Annotated in this window: 13 protein-coding genes and 1 other annotated feature; of the genes, 6 read left to right on the forward strand and 7 right to left on the reverse strand. The window is 40.7% G+C overall.

Features of this window, described 5'->3' with window-relative positions; all coding sequences use genetic code 11:
* Nucleotides 1–9: 9 nt before the first annotated feature.
* Nucleotides 10–2079, reverse strand: coding sequence for a penicillin-binding transpeptidase domain-containing protein (locus R2R35_RS12545; RefSeq protein ID WP_317730157.1), 2070 nt, complete (start codon nt 2077–2079; stop codon nt 10–12).
* 391 nt (nt 2080–2470) lie between these two features.
* Nucleotides 2471–2708, forward strand: a binding site (T-box leader).
* A gap of 160 nt (nt 2709–2868) precedes the next feature.
* Between R2R35_RS12545 and metG the strand changes: the two genes are divergently transcribed.
* Complete coding sequence (gene metG, locus R2R35_RS12550; RefSeq protein WP_317730158.1) at nt 2869–4839, forward strand: methionine--tRNA ligase; 1971 nt, start codon at nt 2869–2871, stop codon at nt 4837–4839.
* 273 nt (nt 4840–5112) lie between these two features.
* On the opposite strand, the gene R2R35_RS12555 is transcribed toward metG, so the two are convergent.
* From R2R35_RS12555 to R2R35_RS12565, 3 genes are read right to left on the reverse strand one after another with little or no spacing between them, the layout of a single operon-like run.
* On the reverse strand, nt 5113–5718 hold the full coding sequence (locus R2R35_RS12555; RefSeq protein ID WP_317730159.1) for a manganese catalase family protein: 606 nt from the start codon (nt 5716–5718) through the stop codon (nt 5113–5115).
* A gap of 1 nt (nt 5719) precedes the next feature.
* The gene (locus R2R35_RS12560; RefSeq protein WP_317730160.1) at nt 5720–5974 is read right to left on the reverse strand and encodes a spore coat protein CotJB; all 255 of its coding nucleotides are present in this window, start codon (nt 5972–5974) and stop codon (nt 5720–5722) included.
* Nucleotides 5971–6207: a spore coat associated protein CotJA gene (locus tag R2R35_RS12565; protein WP_317730161.1), complete on the reverse strand. Its 237-nt coding sequence runs from the start codon at nt 6205–6207 to the stop codon at nt 5971–5973. The genes R2R35_RS12560 and R2R35_RS12565 overlap by 4 nt, the downstream gene beginning before the upstream one ends.
* 451 nt (nt 6208–6658) lie before the next feature.
* On the opposite strand from R2R35_RS12565, the gene R2R35_RS12570 reads away from it, so the two are divergent.
* The 3 genes from R2R35_RS12570 (at nt 6659) to R2R35_RS12580 (ending at nt 9711) form a co-directional block, all read left to right on the forward strand.
* The gene (locus tag R2R35_RS12570) at nt 6659–7426 is read left to right on the forward strand and encodes a TatD family hydrolase (protein ID WP_317730162.1); all 768 of its coding nucleotides are present in this window, start codon (nt 6659–6661) and stop codon (nt 7424–7426) included.
* Between the two features lie 38 nt (nt 7427–7464).
* Complete coding sequence (gene rsmA / locus R2R35_RS12575; protein ID WP_317730163.1) at nt 7465–8337, forward strand: 16S rRNA (adenine(1518)-N(6)/adenine(1519)-N(6))-dimethyltransferase RsmA; 873 nt, start codon at nt 7465–7467, stop codon at nt 8335–8337.
* Nucleotides 8338–8475: 138 nt separating this feature from the next.
* Nucleotides 8476–9711: a 6-phosphofructokinase gene (locus tag R2R35_RS12580; protein ID WP_317734791.1), complete on the forward strand. Its 1236-nt coding sequence runs from the start codon at nt 8476–8478 to the stop codon at nt 9709–9711.
* Between the two features lie 310 nt (nt 9712–10021).
* Here R2R35_RS12580 and R2R35_RS12585 read toward each other — a convergent pair whose 3' ends face one another.
* The 3 genes from R2R35_RS12585 to nrdD all read right to left on the reverse strand — a co-directional run bounded on the left by R2R35_RS12585 (nt 10022) and on the right by nrdD (nt 13361).
* Nucleotides 10022–10411: a hypothetical protein gene (locus R2R35_RS12585; protein WP_317730164.1), complete on the reverse strand. Its 390-nt coding sequence runs from the start codon at nt 10409–10411 to the stop codon at nt 10022–10024.
* Nucleotides 10412–10749: 338 nt separating this feature from the next.
* Nucleotides 10750–11241: an anaerobic ribonucleoside-triphosphate reductase activating protein gene (gene nrdG, locus R2R35_RS12590; protein WP_317730165.1), complete on the reverse strand. Its 492-nt coding sequence runs from the start codon at nt 11239–11241 to the stop codon at nt 10750–10752.
* On the reverse strand, nt 11241–13361 hold the full coding sequence (gene nrdD, locus R2R35_RS12595) for an anaerobic ribonucleoside-triphosphate reductase (protein ID WP_317730166.1): 2121 nt from the start codon (nt 13359–13361) through the stop codon (nt 11241–11243). The genes nrdG and nrdD overlap by 1 nt, the downstream gene beginning before the upstream one ends.
* Before the next feature lie 400 nt (nt 13362–13761).
* Here nrdD and R2R35_RS12600 point away from each other — a divergent pair, with 400 nt between their 5' ends.
* Together R2R35_RS12600 and R2R35_RS12605 are read left to right on the forward strand one after the other, a co-directional pair.
* On the forward strand, nt 13762–15579 hold the full coding sequence (locus R2R35_RS12600; RefSeq protein WP_317730167.1) for an ABC-F family ATP-binding cassette domain-containing protein: 1818 nt from the start codon (nt 13762–13764) through the stop codon (nt 15577–15579).
* 123 nt (nt 15580–15702) lie between these two features.
* A complete protein-coding gene (locus R2R35_RS12605; RefSeq protein ID WP_317730168.1) occupies nt 15703–16149 on the forward strand; it encodes a GatB/YqeY domain-containing protein in 447 nt (148 codons plus the stop codon).
* Nucleotides 16150–16667 lie beyond the last annotated feature (518 nt).

A 16667-nucleotide genomic window follows, 5' to 3' on the forward strand; every position in this document is an offset into this window, starting at 1 on the left:
TTTCCTTTCTTAAGGGGTCAGTTGTTCAAGCACCGGTTTCAACCCTTTCATAACATAGGAGCTTCCGCCTCTTTGCTTTACGTCCTCTACCATAGTTACCAGCAGGATAGGCTCAGAGGTGTCTTTGTCTGTAGTAAATACAGCGAACCAGCCAAGCTCCGTACCCTTATTATCCGTTTTGGAGAGCTTTATCTCAGCAGTACCGGTCTTACCTGCCAGGGATAGATCCTTCCTGTGAACGGTATAACCGGTTCCGGCAGGGGTGTTCACCGTTTTTAGTAAGGCATTTCGAACGATTTCTGAGGCAGCTTCTGAGAAGGCATTCTTAAGCCAAATACGAGGCGCTGCTTCTACCTGGTACAAAAGGGTCGGGCTGATAACATCTCCCTTGTTGCAAAAGGCAGTGTATAAGCAGGCCAGATGAAGGGGATTTACAAGCACTTCTCCCTGTCCATATCCGGTGTCGGCCAATTGAATTTCTGATTGAAAAATACCATCTCTGGCATATTGGGAGGAAGAAAGGGAGATTTCAAAGGGGAGATTTTCAGAAAAGCCAAGGTGGGATAAATTTTCGGCTAATTTGTCCTTTCCTATCTTTAACGCGGCTTTGGCAAAATAGATGTTATCTGAATGAATAAGGGCATTTTCCAGAGTAACCCGATCATAGGTATGGAGAGTAGTGACATAATAATTCCCCCAGCTTGCATCCTTGCGCCATTTAAGACCCTCCTGCCCATAATCCTCCTCCGGATCAAGAGCACCACTGGTAAGCCCGATAGCAGCTATGACAGGTTTAAAAGAGGAACCAGGACACCAGGTCTGCCGAAAGCGGTTATAAAGAGGCTGGGACTCTGACTGATTCAAGCTCTCCCATTGATCAGCAGACATCCCAAGTATAAAATTATTGCTGTTGTAGGAAGGAGTACTGACCAGTGCTAATACTTCACCTGTATAGGGATTAAGGGCAACAGAACAGCTTCTGTCCTCACGGAAGCTGTCATAAAGTTTGGATTGAAGCTCGGAATCAATCGTCAGCCGAATATCCTCACCGTCCTTTTTGGCTACGGAGGCTAAGGTACACTTTACAGCTCCCTGAAAATCCGTAATATGAAGCTCATAACCAGTACTGCCTCTTAACTCTTTTTCATAAAGGGCTTCTAACCCGGTACGGCCTATAAGACTGTTTGAATAATAGCCCTCACCTGGATGGTCTTTAAGGTCTTCGGCTGTTACATTCTGTACATAACCTGTCAGATGAGAGGCCTTTTCTTCCAAAGGATAACTGCGAACCGCAATATCCGTAATCATAATTCCCGGTATCTGGAGGAGGGAATTCCTTTGTTCCTTAAGCTCCATAGCCTTTTCACTTGGATTAGAACGAAGCAGCTCTGATTCATCCAGCTTTTCAATTGTTTTTAAAGGAACAAAGGAGTCGTTGTTTACCCATTTGGCCTGAAGCTTTTTCTCAATGCTTTCAGGCGACATATTTAACAGGCGGGACAGTTGTTTTCTATCTTTTTCCCAATCCTCGGACAATTTCCCCGGAACCAGCCCGACGGATGAGGCAGCACCTTCACCTGCCAGTAAGTTACCAATGCGGTCCAGCAGACGGCCGCGTTTAGCTTCCTTACGAATTACCTTAACCTTATCGTCAGAAGTCAGCTGGGGAAAAATTATGCTGTCATCCCAGGAAAGGGCATAGTTACCCTCCTCATTTTTTGTGAAAGTGGCGGTGTTTGTAAATTGAATTTCACCAGCCAGACTGTCGAATTTCTGGCTGTAGGTCACAGTGGATAAATCTTCTGAAGTAATGGAAGTATCAGTGATTTCAGAATGGAAATTTTTTGCTTCAATTCCTTCATATATCTTTTGATTTCGCAGGATGAAAGCATCCTCAGAAATCCTGCTACGGCTGTCGTTATCCAGTAGAGAATACATTTTCTTAAAGTTCTGTTCCTTTAGCAGGGACACATAGGCTGATAGAACATCCTTTGGTGTGGTAACTATTATTTCCTCCGGGGCTTTACTGTCCTTTAAAAATGCGTAGATTATTGCAAGCAAAGCCAGAGCTACAGCCATAGAGCAGTTTACCCCCCAAAAAATTTTCAGAGCGTAATTTTTTCTCTTTTTTCTCTTCATATTCCTGTCCGGTTTCAGTCTGATTACTGAATAAATATGGACTCCTTTCATGGATTTTAATATATTGCAGTGATAGGGCAGAGTTGAAAAAGTTATTAATATTACAAGTGTAAGATTTATAAACGTGCCTATATATTACAACTGTAAGATTTAAAAGTCAAGCAGTTTTCAAACACGTACTGGTGCAAATACATGAAAGGGAATTCCGAAAGTAGTAATGAGTTTTGCTATAAATAAAAAGCTGTAGTTGACAAATTTTTTGAGGGATGTTATGCTAAAAAATAATTGATGTATGATGCCGGTAAAAACGGCCGATACTAATCTATAATATTAAAAGGCTGAGAAAAGAAGAGTAAGTAAAACTTTTCGTGGACAGAGAGCCCTGTATTGCTGAAAAAGGGTCACGTTTAGATTACCGAAGATGGTCTTGGAGCCTCGCACCGAATGGAGAGCCTTTAGGCTGCGACGGAAGCACCCGTTATCGTGACACCCTGTAGAAACTGCAGGAGAAGAGAGCCTATTCAGGCTGAATTAAAGTGGTACCACGGGATATTGTTCTCGTCTTTAAAGAAGACGGGGACTTTTTTTGTAATAGGATATAAACCGATTGCCAAAAACGCCCTATCGGACGGATGTACAAGGTGCATTTAAGGAAGAGGGTAACTATCGCGAAAGTGCTGGAGTCTGGTAAGCTCTTTATATAACTGGACAGTAAAAGGAGGAAGATATATGTGTAACTGTAAAAAACCCTATTATATTACAACTGCCATAGCTTATACCTCAGGAAAACCTCATATCGGGAATACTTATGAGATCGTACTGGCGGACAGCATAGCAAGATTTAAGAGACAGGAAGGCTATGAAGTGTTTTTCCAGACAGGAACGGATGAGCATGGACAGAAGATTGAGAACAAAGCTGGTGCCGCAGGAATTACCCCCAAAGAATTCGTAGACGGAGTTGCTGCACAGATTCAGGATATTTGGGATATGATGAATACCTCTTATGATAAATTTATCCGTACAACAGATAGCTATCATGAGGAACAGGTTCAGAAGATTTTTAAGAAGCTCTATGAAAAAGGTGATATCTATAAGGGACATTATGAAGGCTTGTACTGTACGCCCTGTGAATCCTTCTTCACACCCTCCCAGCTGGTTGACGGTAAATGTCCGGACTGCGGCGGTGAAGTTCAGCCTGCAAAGGAAGAGGCATATTTCTTAAAGCTCAGCAATTATACAGACAGACTTATCGAGCACATCAAGACACATCCAGAATTCATTCAGCCAGAGAGCAGAAAGAATGAAATGATGAATAACTTCCTGCTGCCGGGCTTACAGGATCTCTGTGTTTCCAGAACCTCGTTTAAATGGGGTATTCCAGTAAGCTTTGATGAGAAACATGTGGTGTATGTATGGCTGGATGCCTTAAGTAACTATATTACCGGCCCAGGCTATGACATAGACGGAAACCACGGAGAACTTTATAACAAGTTCTGGCCGGCAGACCTTCATTTAATCGGTAAGGACATCTTAAGATTTCATACCATTTACTGGCCAATTATGCTTATGGCTCTTGAAGTTCCTTTACCAAAGCAGGTATTCGGTCATCCCTGGCTGTTACAGGGAGAAGGTAAGATGAGCAAGTCGAAAGGAAATGTACTCTATGCCGATGAGCTGGTTCAATTCTTCGGTGTGGATGCCGTGAGATATTTTGTGCTTCATGAAATGCCTTTTGATAACGATGGTGTAATTACCTGGGAACTTATGGTGGAGAGGATGAATTCTGACCTTGCAAATACACTTGGCAATCTTGTTAACCGTACCATTTCCATGTCCAACAAATACTTTGGAGGAACGGTAAGAAATGCGGGTGTAAAAGAAGCAGTAGATGATGAATTAAAAGACCTTGCAGTTAAGACCGCAGATAAGGTAGTGACTAAGATGGAGCAGTTAAGAGTCGCTGATGCACTTACTGAAATCTTTACGCTCTTTAAACGCTGCAACAAATATATTGATGAGACCATGCCCTGGGTACTGGCAAAAGAGGAGGAGAAAAAGGAAAGACTTGAAACGGTTCTTTATAACCTCGTTGAGAGTATTACCATCGGAGCCAGTCTGCTGCATTCCTTCATGCCTGAGACTGCCGGGAAGATTCTCGCTCAGCTTAATACAGAGTTAAGGAATATTGATGGATTAAAAGAATTCGGACGATATCCGGATGGCAATAAGGTTACAGAAACCCCTGAAATTCTTTTTGCTAGACTTGATATCAAGGAAGTACTTGAGAAGGTTGAAGCTGCAAAAGCTGCAGAAATCAAACCGGAAGAGGCTCAGAAAGAAGAGCCTGTAAATGTTATAGATATACCAGCAAAAGATGAGATTTCCTATGATGATTTCATGAAGCTACAGTTTCAGGTTGGTGAGATTATCGCCTGTGAAGAAGTGCCTAAGTCCAAAAAGCTTCTCTGCTCCCAGGTCAGAATCGGAAGCCAGGTGAAGCAGATCGTATCAGGAATCAAGGCATACTACACACCGGAACAGATGGTAGGTAAGAAGGTTATGGTACTGGTGAATTTAAAGCCTGCCAAGCTGGCTGGAATCCTGTCTGAAGGAATGCTGTTATGCGCAGAAAATGAAAACGGAGATCTGGCATTGATGATACCGGAGAAAGATATGACTCCTGGGGCAGAAATCTGCTAAGTTTATAAAAAATAAGTCAATTAATGTTACCTAAGCTTTTCATTCCTTGCTATTGTAGGCTTGAAACCATTCTTAACCCTGAGATATGGTGGCATGAAAGTATAAGTATAATCAAAGCATAACTGCGCTGCATTAACTATATTTAAACAGAAAGCATGAATGGGAATATAAAAACAAGTATATAAGAAGCTGCCATCTCAGTTCACAGTTCAATGTGGTATCTGAGGGCAGCTTCTTCTTATTTCAGCAAATATTTCAACAATGCATTCCTGCTTATTTTAATACCTTATCCAGCTCCGGATTCATTGCATAGAAGTTCTTTGCATCCAGATGCTCCTGTACTCTTACCAGGGCTTCACCAAATCGCTGAAAGTGCACGACTTCACGTTCTCTTAAGTAGCGTATAGGCTCAGCTATTTCTTGATCTGTTACAATTCGAAGAATGTTATCATAGGTGGTTCTTGCCTTCTGCTCTGCCGCAAGGTCTTCTGTTAAGTCCGTAAGAGCATCACCTTTGGATTGAAAGAAACATGAATTAAAGGGGACTCCGCCTGCAGCCTGAGGCCAGAGTCCTGTTGTGTGGTCAATATAATAAGCATCAAAACCTGGGGTTTTTAACTCTTCCAGTGTCAGGTTCTTAGTCAGCTGGTATACAATTGCACTGATAATTTCCAAATGAGCCAATTCTTCTGTGCCGATATCTGTTAACAGGCCGGTAACTTCCTTATAGGGCATGGTATAACGCTGTGACAGATAACGCATGGAAGCGGCCAGCTCTCCGTCAGGACCGCCGAACTGACTGATAATAAGCTGTGCCATTTTGGGATTCGGGTTTGTTATTTTAACCGGAAACTGCAGTCTTCTTTCATAGGTCCACATATTATATCGCTCCTTCCCAGGGCCAGGGATCTTCCACCCAGGTCCACGTAGTATTTTCTTTTATCCGGTAAGGTTCTATGGGACCAAAGGCTGTCTCGTATTCTGACAGTGCTTTCTCTCTTTCTGACCGGTAATTTTCAAAGCAGCTAAGTGCTTCTTTGTCAAAAGGGTGAGTATCAAGAAACAGACGTAACTCATCCAGTACAAAGCTTATTTCCTGAAGTTTTTTCATAGCACTGCATTTATCTTCCTTCATAATAAAGCACCTCCTGTTCCGTAAAAGGGCAGGTCTAATTCCTTAAACAGTGTTCCGGCTTGTAAAGCCTCAGCCGGCAGATTTAAATCTTTAAAGCATTGTTTTCGAATGACAACCATAGCCAAAGGAAGCTCAGTTGTGGTTGTCTCCTGGTTATCACAAGGAAGAGAGGGAATCCCTTTTGTTGGTGTATCTTTTAGCATTGCATTGAAGCTTTGAGGTGTGATGTCCATATAGATCTCCTTTCTAAAATAATAAAAAGTGCGCATACTATCTTTAAGCTTTATTATTTTTAAGGTGTTCCTTGGTTTCTATAAGTCATCTTTTATATCCATCCGACAGATAACCTTACTGGAAAAGGCTCGGGTTTGGGTAGATATAGCAACTTATACAGGAGAGGATATTACCAGCAAAAATAAATTTTACATTGATATCAAATCTATGCCAACGAATAATCACAGTCCTTATAAATAGTTTGTCATTACAAATACAAAAGATACAGGTAATAAAAGCATGGGCAGGGAATGGTTAACGAATATGGAAGAAAACATGGACAAAGAACAGGGTTATCACTTATAATGTCTTAATGGACAGGCATCTGGTAATATTTATCGAATTACCGTAAGGAATAATGATGTGAAAAAATGATATTTTTTGTTTTTGGATAAGAAAAGAGGCATAGCTATGATTTTTGAAACCCATGCTCATTATGATGATGAAGCATTTGATGAAGATAGAAAGCAATTACTAAACAGCTTTGAAGCAGCAGAAATTGGATATGTAGTGAATATAGGAGCAAGCCTTCAAAGTTCTAAGAACTCTCTGACGCTGGCAAAGGAATATCCTTTTATTTATGCAGCTATTGGAGTACATCCCAGTGAAACGGCAGAATTGGATGAAGCGAATTTTGGCTGGCTGAGAGAGGCTGTAAAGGAGCCTAAAGTAGTAGCCATCGGTGAGATCGGACTTGATTATTACTGGGATACACCGGAACGTACAGTGCAAAAGTTATGGTTTGAAAGGCAGATGGAATTAGCCAAGGAGGTAAATCTGCCCGCAATCATTCACAGCAGAGATGCAGCAGCAGATACCCTTGATATGATACAAAGCTGTAATCTTAAGTCTGTAGGAGGAATTATACATTGCTTTTCCTATGCAAAAGAAATGGCAAAAGCCTATCTTGATATGGGCTTTTATCTGGGAATCGGAGGAGTGTTAACCTTTAAGAATGCCAAAAAGCTCAGGGAAGTGGTAGAGTATGCACCTATGGAAAGTATAGTGCTGGAGACCGATTCACCTTATCTGTCACCGGAGCCTAACAGAGGCAAGAGGAATTCTTCTCTTAATCTGCGTTATGTAGCGGAAAAAATAGCAGAAATTAAAGGACTGGATTACGAAGAAGTCCTAAAGATAACGGAGCAGAATGCGAAGAATGTATATAAAATAAAATAACTGTGAAAGGCATTGTATGCCACAGAAAGGATGAATGGATGGCAACACTGGGAAATCCAAAGGAAACCATAGAAATATTAAATAAATACCACTTCGTTTTTCAGAAGAAGTTCGGGCAGAACTTTCTGATCGACACCCATGTACTTGAGAAGATTATCAGAGCTGCAGGGGTGACAAAAGATGATATGGTAGTGGAAATAGGTCCCGGAATCGGAACCCTGACGCAATACCTGTGTGAAGCTGCCAGAGAGGTGGTTGCTGTTGAAATAGATAAGAATCTGATACCGATTCTTGAGGATACCCTATCTCCCTATGAGAATGTAAGTATTATCAACGAAGATGTCTTAAAGGTGGATTTAAAGAAACTAGTACAGGAAAAGAATGGGGGAAGGCCCATAAAAGTTGTGGCAAATCTTCCTTATTATATAACTACTCCAATCATCATGGGTCTGCTGGAAGCACATGTACCCGTAGAAAACATTACCGTTATGGTGCAAAAAGAGGTTGCTGACCGTATGCAATCCGGCCCCGGCAGCAAAGACTACGGAGCTCTTTCCCTGGCAGTTCAGTATTATGCACAACCCTATATTGCAGCCAATGTACCGCCAAACTGTTTTATGCCACGACCGAATGTAGGCTCTGCCGTCATCAGGCTCTCTCTTCATAAGGACAGGCCGGTTAAGCTTCAGGACGAAAAGCTGATGTTCAAATTAATCCGCGCCTCCTTTAATCAAAGAAGAAAAACTCTTGCCAACGGACTTAATAACAGTGATGAGATCAAGCTCTCCAAGGAGCTTATAACAGAGGCTATAACAGAACTTAATCTGTCTCCCAGTATCAGAGGAGAGGCATTGACACTTGAAGATTTTGCGGCTTTAAGCAATTTGATTTATGAGAAGCTGAATTCCTGACACATTCGTTTAGTCAACGGAATATGTCGAAAAAACAACCTTTTATATTGACATATCCTTTTGGGAATGATATCTTTTACTGGCAAATGTCCAGGTAAAAGTAGAAACCTCTAACCAGAAGGAGATAGTAGAATGCACATAGGTAAAATAACAGGAAACATTGTAGTCGGACAATCAGGCGGACCAACCGCTGCCATTAATTCCAGTCTTGCAGGTGTATATAAAGCAGGTAAGGAAGCAGGCGCAGACAAGGTATATGGAATGCTCAACGGAATACAGGGGCTTCTTAAGGGAAAACTGATTGACCTTTCTGAGAAAATAACCTGTGATCTGGAGCTGGAACTGTTAAAGAGAACTCCTGCCGCTTATTTAGGCTCCTGCCGTTATAAATTACCGGATCATGAAAAGGATACTGCCCCTTATGAACAATTATTTCAGATACTGAAGGCGCATGAAATCGAGGTTTTTCTCTATATCGGCGGAAATGATTCCATGGATAGTATACGTAAGCTTTCTGAGTATGGAGAGTTGGTAAATAGCTCTATAAAATTTATAGGAATCCCGAAAACCGTTGACAATGACCTGGAAATTACAGATCACACCCCCGGATACGGAAGTGCTGCCAAGTTCATTGCAGCTGCAACAAAAGAAATAATCAGAGACAGTCTGGTTTATGATCAGAATAATCTTACAATCATAGAAATCATGGGAAGACATGCAGGCTGGCTTACAGCAGCAGCGGCACTGTGTAAGGATAAGGACTGTCAGGGACCCGACCGTATCTATCTTCCGGAGAAGAATTTTGACAAGGATATTTTCTTAAAGGATATAAAGGCTTTACAGCAGGAAAAGAAATCGGTTGTTATCGCGGTATCAGAGGGAATTCATCTGGCAGACGGAAGGTTTGTCTGCGAATTGTCCGATAAGGACTCCTATATCGATGAATTCGGTCATACCATGCTGACAGGTGCAGGAGCCTATCTTGCAGCGCTGGTAAAGAAGGAATTAAACTGCAAGACCAGAGCCATTGAACTTAACACCTTACAGCGTTGTGCTTCTCATTTAGCTTCCCTTTCTGATATTACAGAAGCCTTTGAAGCAGGCAGAGCCGGTGTGATGGCTGCAGCCAGAGGTATCACCGGAGTAATGGCTGTAATAAAGAGAGTATCTGATTCACCTTATCAGTGTGCATACGAGACTCATAACATCAAGCAGATTGCCAATATGGAGAAGAAAGTTCCCTTAAGCTGGATTAAGGAAGGCGATGATGGACTTACAGAAGAGTTTATCCAATATGCAAGACCTTTGATTATGGGGGAAGTAATGCCTATTATGGTAAACGGACTTCCTGCGCATATGGATAATATCAAATAAAAAGTCCAAATAATAGATATTGTATAATACTAGAGACTGTTAATTTTGAGACTTTCATTATTTTATAAAATTTTATAAAAACAAAGAAACAATAATTGTTAACTATATAATCTCATAAATGAAAAGATTAATCCCCCCAGCTATGCTGGGGAGAACAGTATAAGTGGAAACGGTGAGGATAACCCAATAAGCATCCTATGATAAAATGAGAATGGTGTTGCATGCCAAACTCAATTAATAGGAGGCAGCCCTTATTAGGACTAATAACAAACCACCAGTTCAACTGGTGGTTGATGACTTAGATTATAGATTAAAATAAAGTACTTAAGTAGTTTATATTGATATTACCCCGATTTGTAATATAAAACTTGCCATTATAGAGTATAGTATCATTTGATATAACTTGAAAATTGTACACTAAGCTGTCATCAGAATAACATTTTATGTTATAAATCCATCCTTTACTTCCTAAAGCATTTTTATCATAATTAAATTTAATATTATGGAAGTCATTTTTAAATTCATTTAGATTTTTATCTTCCTTAAGAGTGACAACCTGAGTTTTATATTGAATAGTAACATAACTTATATTTTCTAAATCAATCACAAATACTCTGTTGATACTATTTTTATAGAAGAATAGTATCAAAATTATAATAAGTATTAGAGCAGATATCAATTTTAGTGATTTTTTGCTCATGATGCAATCCTCCGCAAATACATTGAAACTAATAAGTCGAATTTAGTGTTTTGAATATAAAAATTAATAATTGTAACCCCAAATTTTCACTTGTTTTTAAATTATATAGTGAAACTTTGGGGTTACAAAATTTTTTTATATTATAATAGTCATTTTAAATAAACACAGGAATCAACATTTTCCCTTATTTTTATTATAGATAATAAACCAAATTATGTCAATTAATTTCTATTGGGGTAGTCATAAAGTAAGCCTAGTGCATATTATGTTCAAAATACCTGAAGAGGGATGTATATTGCGTTTCTCTAAAGCAACATCTACTCAAGGAGAAAAATTGTTTATTGTGAAATAAGTATTATCGAGCCTTGCTCCAAAGTGCTCTTGACATCAATAATCTTCTGATTACTGCTGCCTTTCCAGTGTAGTTTGGTATCCTTTAACCCTTCCATGAACTTGCCGTCTACCAATACATCTACCTGTTCAAGTAAAGGCAGATATTTAATCTCATCCCAGGAAAAGCCTGTATAAAGCCAAATATTCTTATCAGGGAAAGTATTTCTAATCTCTTCCACCAAGGCTGCCACACCACTTCGGTTTGCTGGATGCAGGGGGTCTCCTCCGCTTAGGGTGAGCCCTTCAATATAGGGCTTTCTTAATTGTTCAAATATCTCCTCTTTTGCTGCCTCATCAAATGCAAGACCTCCGTTAAGATCCCAGGTTACAGGATTGTGGCAGCCCTTGCAGCCATGATTACAACCGGCAACCCACAGTACTACACGAAGACCGGTGCCGTTAAGCATATCGTCTTTGGTTATATTGTGATATCGCATTACATGCTTTTCCTTTCCTTGATTTCTGCCATTTTGGCTTCATTGAGACGGGTATCCCCTTTTACTCTGGAGTAAGACAGATATCCGTTCATCCGTTCAATCTTAGTAAGATTGGAGCTGCCGCATTCTGGGCAGACATCCATTTCAAGCTCCTGGTGGCCGCAGTCATCGCAATAAGCGAGGGAAAGGTTCACGCCTTCGTAAAATCCCATATCCATGGCTCTTCTGACCAGGGTCTTGATAGCCTTCATATTATAATCGATAGGATACTTCACATACTGGATCTTACCGCCGTTTGAGAGATCCCAGAAACGCTGTTCCAGATCCTGCTTCTGAATGGGGGTCAGTTCTTCCGTAACATGGCAGTGAAAGCTGTTGCTTACATACTCTCTGTCAGATACATTCTCAATAATTCCATACTTTTTACGGAACTGCTGTACCTGAAGACCGCAGAGGCTTTCGGCAGGTGTGCCATAAATAGCATACAGGTGATGATCCTCTTCTTTAAACTCATTGATCCTCTTATTTATGAAGGTAAGTACTTCAATGGCGAAGCTTCCGTCTTCTGCCAGTGACTTCTTGTTATAGAGCTGCTGCAATTCGTTTAAGGCAGTAATACCAAAAGAAGCAGTAGCCGGCTCCAGTAAAGGCTTGATCTTATCATGAATTCCAAGATGTCCGCCATAGAAACCGCCTTCGCAGTAAGCCAGAGGATTGGTGGAAGCACGAAGCTCTCCCAGGTAGTCGAAGGTACGGATATGAAGTCTTCGAATCAGATTAAGATAGTAATCCAGTACCTCATAAAAATCCTTGCTTTCCTGATTTGCTTTGGCAAGAATCATAGGCAGGTGAAGACTTACCGCTCCAATGTTAAAACGTCCGGTGAAAACCGGTGTGTCCTCTTCATTAGCCGGATTCATACCGCCTTCCCTATACCAGGGAGAGAGAAAGGCTCTGCAGCCCATGGGACTGATGATTTCGCCGTACTTTTTATAAACACTTGGAACATAACCTTCTCCGGTAAGACTTAACCAGTCTGGGTACATGGTCTTGCTGGAACACAGGATGCCAGCCTCAAATACCTCTTCCAGTTCACAGCCTTCTCCATGAAGATTCTTATCATATAAGAAGACTATTTTAGGGAATAACACAGGTTTCTTGCACTCTTTCTTACCCTGGCCTTTTCTTCTTACGTCTAAAAGGGCGATGGAGGCCATTTTAGCAAACCGGCCTCTTCCGGTACCGGCTGAAACCGTTATGAAAGGATAGTCCCCGCGGCTAGATGCAACGGTGTTAAATTTGTACTCCCAACCCTGAAAGCCCTGTTCAAAATCCAGCTTTACATCCTTAAGTGCTTCTGCGGAGGCTTTCTCTTCGGGAATGCCAAGTTCCAGATACTTTTCAAAGAGTATCTTATAGGATTTTTCCGCGTAAGGCTCTAACAGCAGGTCAACACTTGGTACGGTAAAACCGCCGTACTGCTGGCTGGCAGCACTGAGTACGATATCTCCTATAACATCAAAGGCAACATTTAGAGTCTTTGGCTCATTATACCAAAGGTTACCCATCTCAAATCCGCCCTCCAATACATGTTTCACATCAAAAAGGCAGCAGTTCATGGTATCTCTTCGTGCAGACATATCATGGATATAGATATAGCCGTCTCTGGCAGCTTGTAATTCTTCTGTCGTTAAAAAGAATTTTTGATAAAGCTCCTTATTCAACTGGTTGAAGATAAGACTTCTCTTTGTAGAGACCAGTGCGCTGTCGGTGTTGCTGTTTTCCTTATCACCGATATACATGATGGACTGGCTTTTCTTATATACCTCATCCAGCATATGTACGAAATCCTGTTTGTAATTACGGTAATCCCTATAGCTCTTTGCAACCAGCGGATTCGTTTGCTCCAGTGCACTTTCAACGATATTGTGCATCTCACTTATGTAAATTTCTTCTCTGTCCATATGAAAGACTTTACTTTCAACAAACTGACAGATGAAATTATGCTCATCCTCCGTAAAACGTATCAAAGCACGTTGAGCGGATTTGTCCACTGCGTTAATAACCTTTTGCACATTGAATTCTTCTTTGGTGTTATCCTTTTTTACTACTTTTATCATTTGACGCCACAACCTTCTTTGCTTAATTTTTCCTAGGTAATTACTGACTCCTTACCTATTTATAACGCGGGTAATTTCCAGCTGCATCCTAGATAATCGCCCATATTGTGTAGTATTATAACACATACACACAATATATTGTATATAGAAAATGAATAAAAATTATCAAGGATTATCGTTAAATTTTCTATGAAGGTAATTTCTCCTAGTTCATAATAGGTGTGAAAAGAAACTTTTTTAAAGAGGAAGGCCTATCGTCCATATGAATTAATACTTTCCAATTTTGTAGGTTTATGTTATCCTTTTATAGCAAAGAATGAAAAGATGGCTTTTGTAATGAAAGCAACCACCCGGTGCAGTGAAGAGCGGCACCTGGTCAGGAATTAAAGGAGTCAATACGATGAATCTGCTTAACGTAGAGAAAATGAGCAAAAGCTTTACAGATAAAGTACTGTTTGACAAGGTTTCCTTAGGTATAAATGAAGGAGACAAGATTGGAATTATCGGTATAAACGGCACCGGCAAATCAACCTTACTCAGAATAATCGCAGGACTGGAAGAGGCAGATGAAGGTGGCGTGGTTAAGGGGAAAAATATACGGATAGAATTCCTGCCTCAGATCCCCGAATTTGATGAGAATCTGAATATCCTGGAAAATGTAATAAAAGGCAAAAAAGCCAGGGAGGAATACAGAGACCTGGAAGGGGAAGCAAGGGCGATGCTGCTTAAGCTGTCCATAACGGATGTTACAGGCAGTACAGCGACCCTATCCGGCGGTCAGAAAAAGAGAGTTGCCTTAGTCAGGACCCTGCTGACACCTGCTGAAATACTTATATTGGACGAGCCTACCAATCACTTGGACGATGCCATGGCAGAGTGGCTTGAGGATTATTTAAAGAAATACCAGGGAGCTTTTCTAATGGTAACCCATGACAGATATTTTCTCGATAAGGTTACGAACAAGATCGTTGAGATTGATAAGGGGGCATTATATACGTATACTGCCAACTACACCAAATTTCTTGAGTTAAAGGCTGCCAGAGAGGATATGGAGGCAGCAACGGAACGGAAGAAAAAGAGCCTGTACCGCATGGATCTGGAATGGATGATGAGAGGTGCCAGAGCCCGTTCCACCAAGCAGAAAGCCCATATTATGCGCTTTGAGGAACTTAAGAACCGAAAGGTAATAGAAGAAGACAAAGCAGTAGAGATCAATGCCTTATCTTCAAGACTCGGAAAAAAGACCATAGAAATAAACGGTATCAGCAAAGCCTATGGCGATAAAATACTGTTTAAGGACTTCAGCTATATTATGTTAAGAGGAGATCGTCTTGGCATTGTAGGTCCTAACGGCAGCGGCAAATCCACCTTGCTAAAATGCATAACAGATAACCTGAAGCCGGATGAAGGCACTATCGATAAGGGAGAGACTGTCAAGATCGGATATTTTTCACAGGAAAATGAATATATGGATCAAAACCTTAAGGTGATTGACTATATCAGAAATGTGGCAGAATATATTGAGACAGCCGATGGAACAACTACTGCCTCGCAGATGCTGGAGAGATTCTTATTTGATGGAAGTTTGCAATACTCACTGATATCCAAATTATCCGGAGGAGAGAGAAGAAGGCTGTACCTGTTAAAGGTTCTCATGGAAGCGCCTAATGTACTGATACTGGATGAGCCTACCAATGATTTGGATATCACAACCCTGACTATTTTGGAAGATTACCTGGATACTTATGACGGAATCGTACTTGCTGTATCCCATGACAGGTATTTTCTGGACCGGATGGCAGACCGTATTTTTGCCCTTGAGCCGGACGGTGTGATTAAGCAGTATGAAGGCGGTTTTACGGACTATAAGGAGAAAATCAAGGAAGACAAGGCTCTCGCTGAGAATGCAGCACCTGTTCAGAAAGCAGAGAGCAATGATAATTCCAGGGGAAAGACCAAGGATGTGAAATTAAAGCTCTCCTATAAGGATCAAAGAGAGTATGATACCATTGAAGGGGATATTGCTTCCTTGGAAGCACGCCTTGAGACCATTGAGGAAGAATCTGCCAAGGCAGCTTCTGATTATACCAAATTAAATACGCTCCTGGCAGAAAAGGAGCAGGTAGAAAAGAGCCTGGAAGAAAAGATGGAACGCTGGATGTATTTAAGCGAGCTGGTGGAACAGATCAAGGAACAGAATGAAGGCTCTAAGAAATAGGGATTTTCCGGATGCTTATATTGTTTTACCTGCCAATAAAGTGCATCCACGGAATCAGTTATCAAACTTACTTAAAATAATATTTTAATAGAATATAAGAATATAAAACTGGAGGTAAAAATTATGACAAAGATAGAAATCGTAAGAGCAGAAATGGTAAAGGCCATGAAGGCAGGAGATAAAGGAAGAAAGGACGCTCTATCAGCATTGCTTACTGCTCTTAAGAATGTGGCAATTGATAAAAGAGCCGATTTAACTTCCGAAGAAGAGGATGCAGTGGTTTTAAAAGAAATCAAGCAGTTAAAGGAAACCCTGGAAGCTGCACCAGCTGACAGAACAGAAATTATCGAGGAATGCACTTTAAGGCTGGCTGTGCTTGGTGAATTTGCTCCTGTGTTCTTAGGCGAGGAGGAAATCAAAGCGATAATCAACGAGGTTCTCTCAGGTCTTGAGATTACGGCACCTACTGCAAAAGACAAAGGAAGAATCATGAAGGAGCTTATGCCCAGAGTGAAGGGGAAGGCAGACGGCAAACTTGTAAATGATCTGGTTGCAGCGTTATTTGTGTAGGTGAGTTTTTCGCAAGGGGACGGCAAATTGCACAAAACAGAAAAAAACGCATGCTTCAATTCCAAGGTATAAGAATTCCTAATTCTCTGGGTGTTTTGTGCTTGACATAATATAAAACTGATAACTCGCTGCGCTCAAACAATCAGTTTTATATTATAGCACAAAACATCCAGAGAAAAGGAATTCTAATACCTTTCCATAGGCGCTTGCGTTCTTTTCTGTTTTGCGCAATATGCCTGAAATCTAGGGGAAAAAGATTTTCATACTTAGATCAAATTATTGTGAAACTTAATAATAGCTATAAGATAGCAGTATCGCATGATAGATGATATAGATAAAATTTACACTAATAAAGTTGAACCTTGTTTCTTCTGCCCACAATAATATTTATATTGTGTTTCTATTGTTTGGCAGAGTAGAGACAAGGGTTAACTTTATTTTTTAGTCTATATAACCTCGTTCTCATATAAACAATGTCACTTCATTTTTAGGCAACTATGTGATGCAGATACAGAGAT

Origin of the sequence: Anaerocolumna sp. AGMB13020 (genome assembly GCF_033100115.1) — a bacterium.
In the GTDB taxonomy this organism is placed as follows: domain Bacteria; phylum Bacillota; class Clostridia; order Lachnospirales; family Lachnospiraceae; genus Anaerocolumna.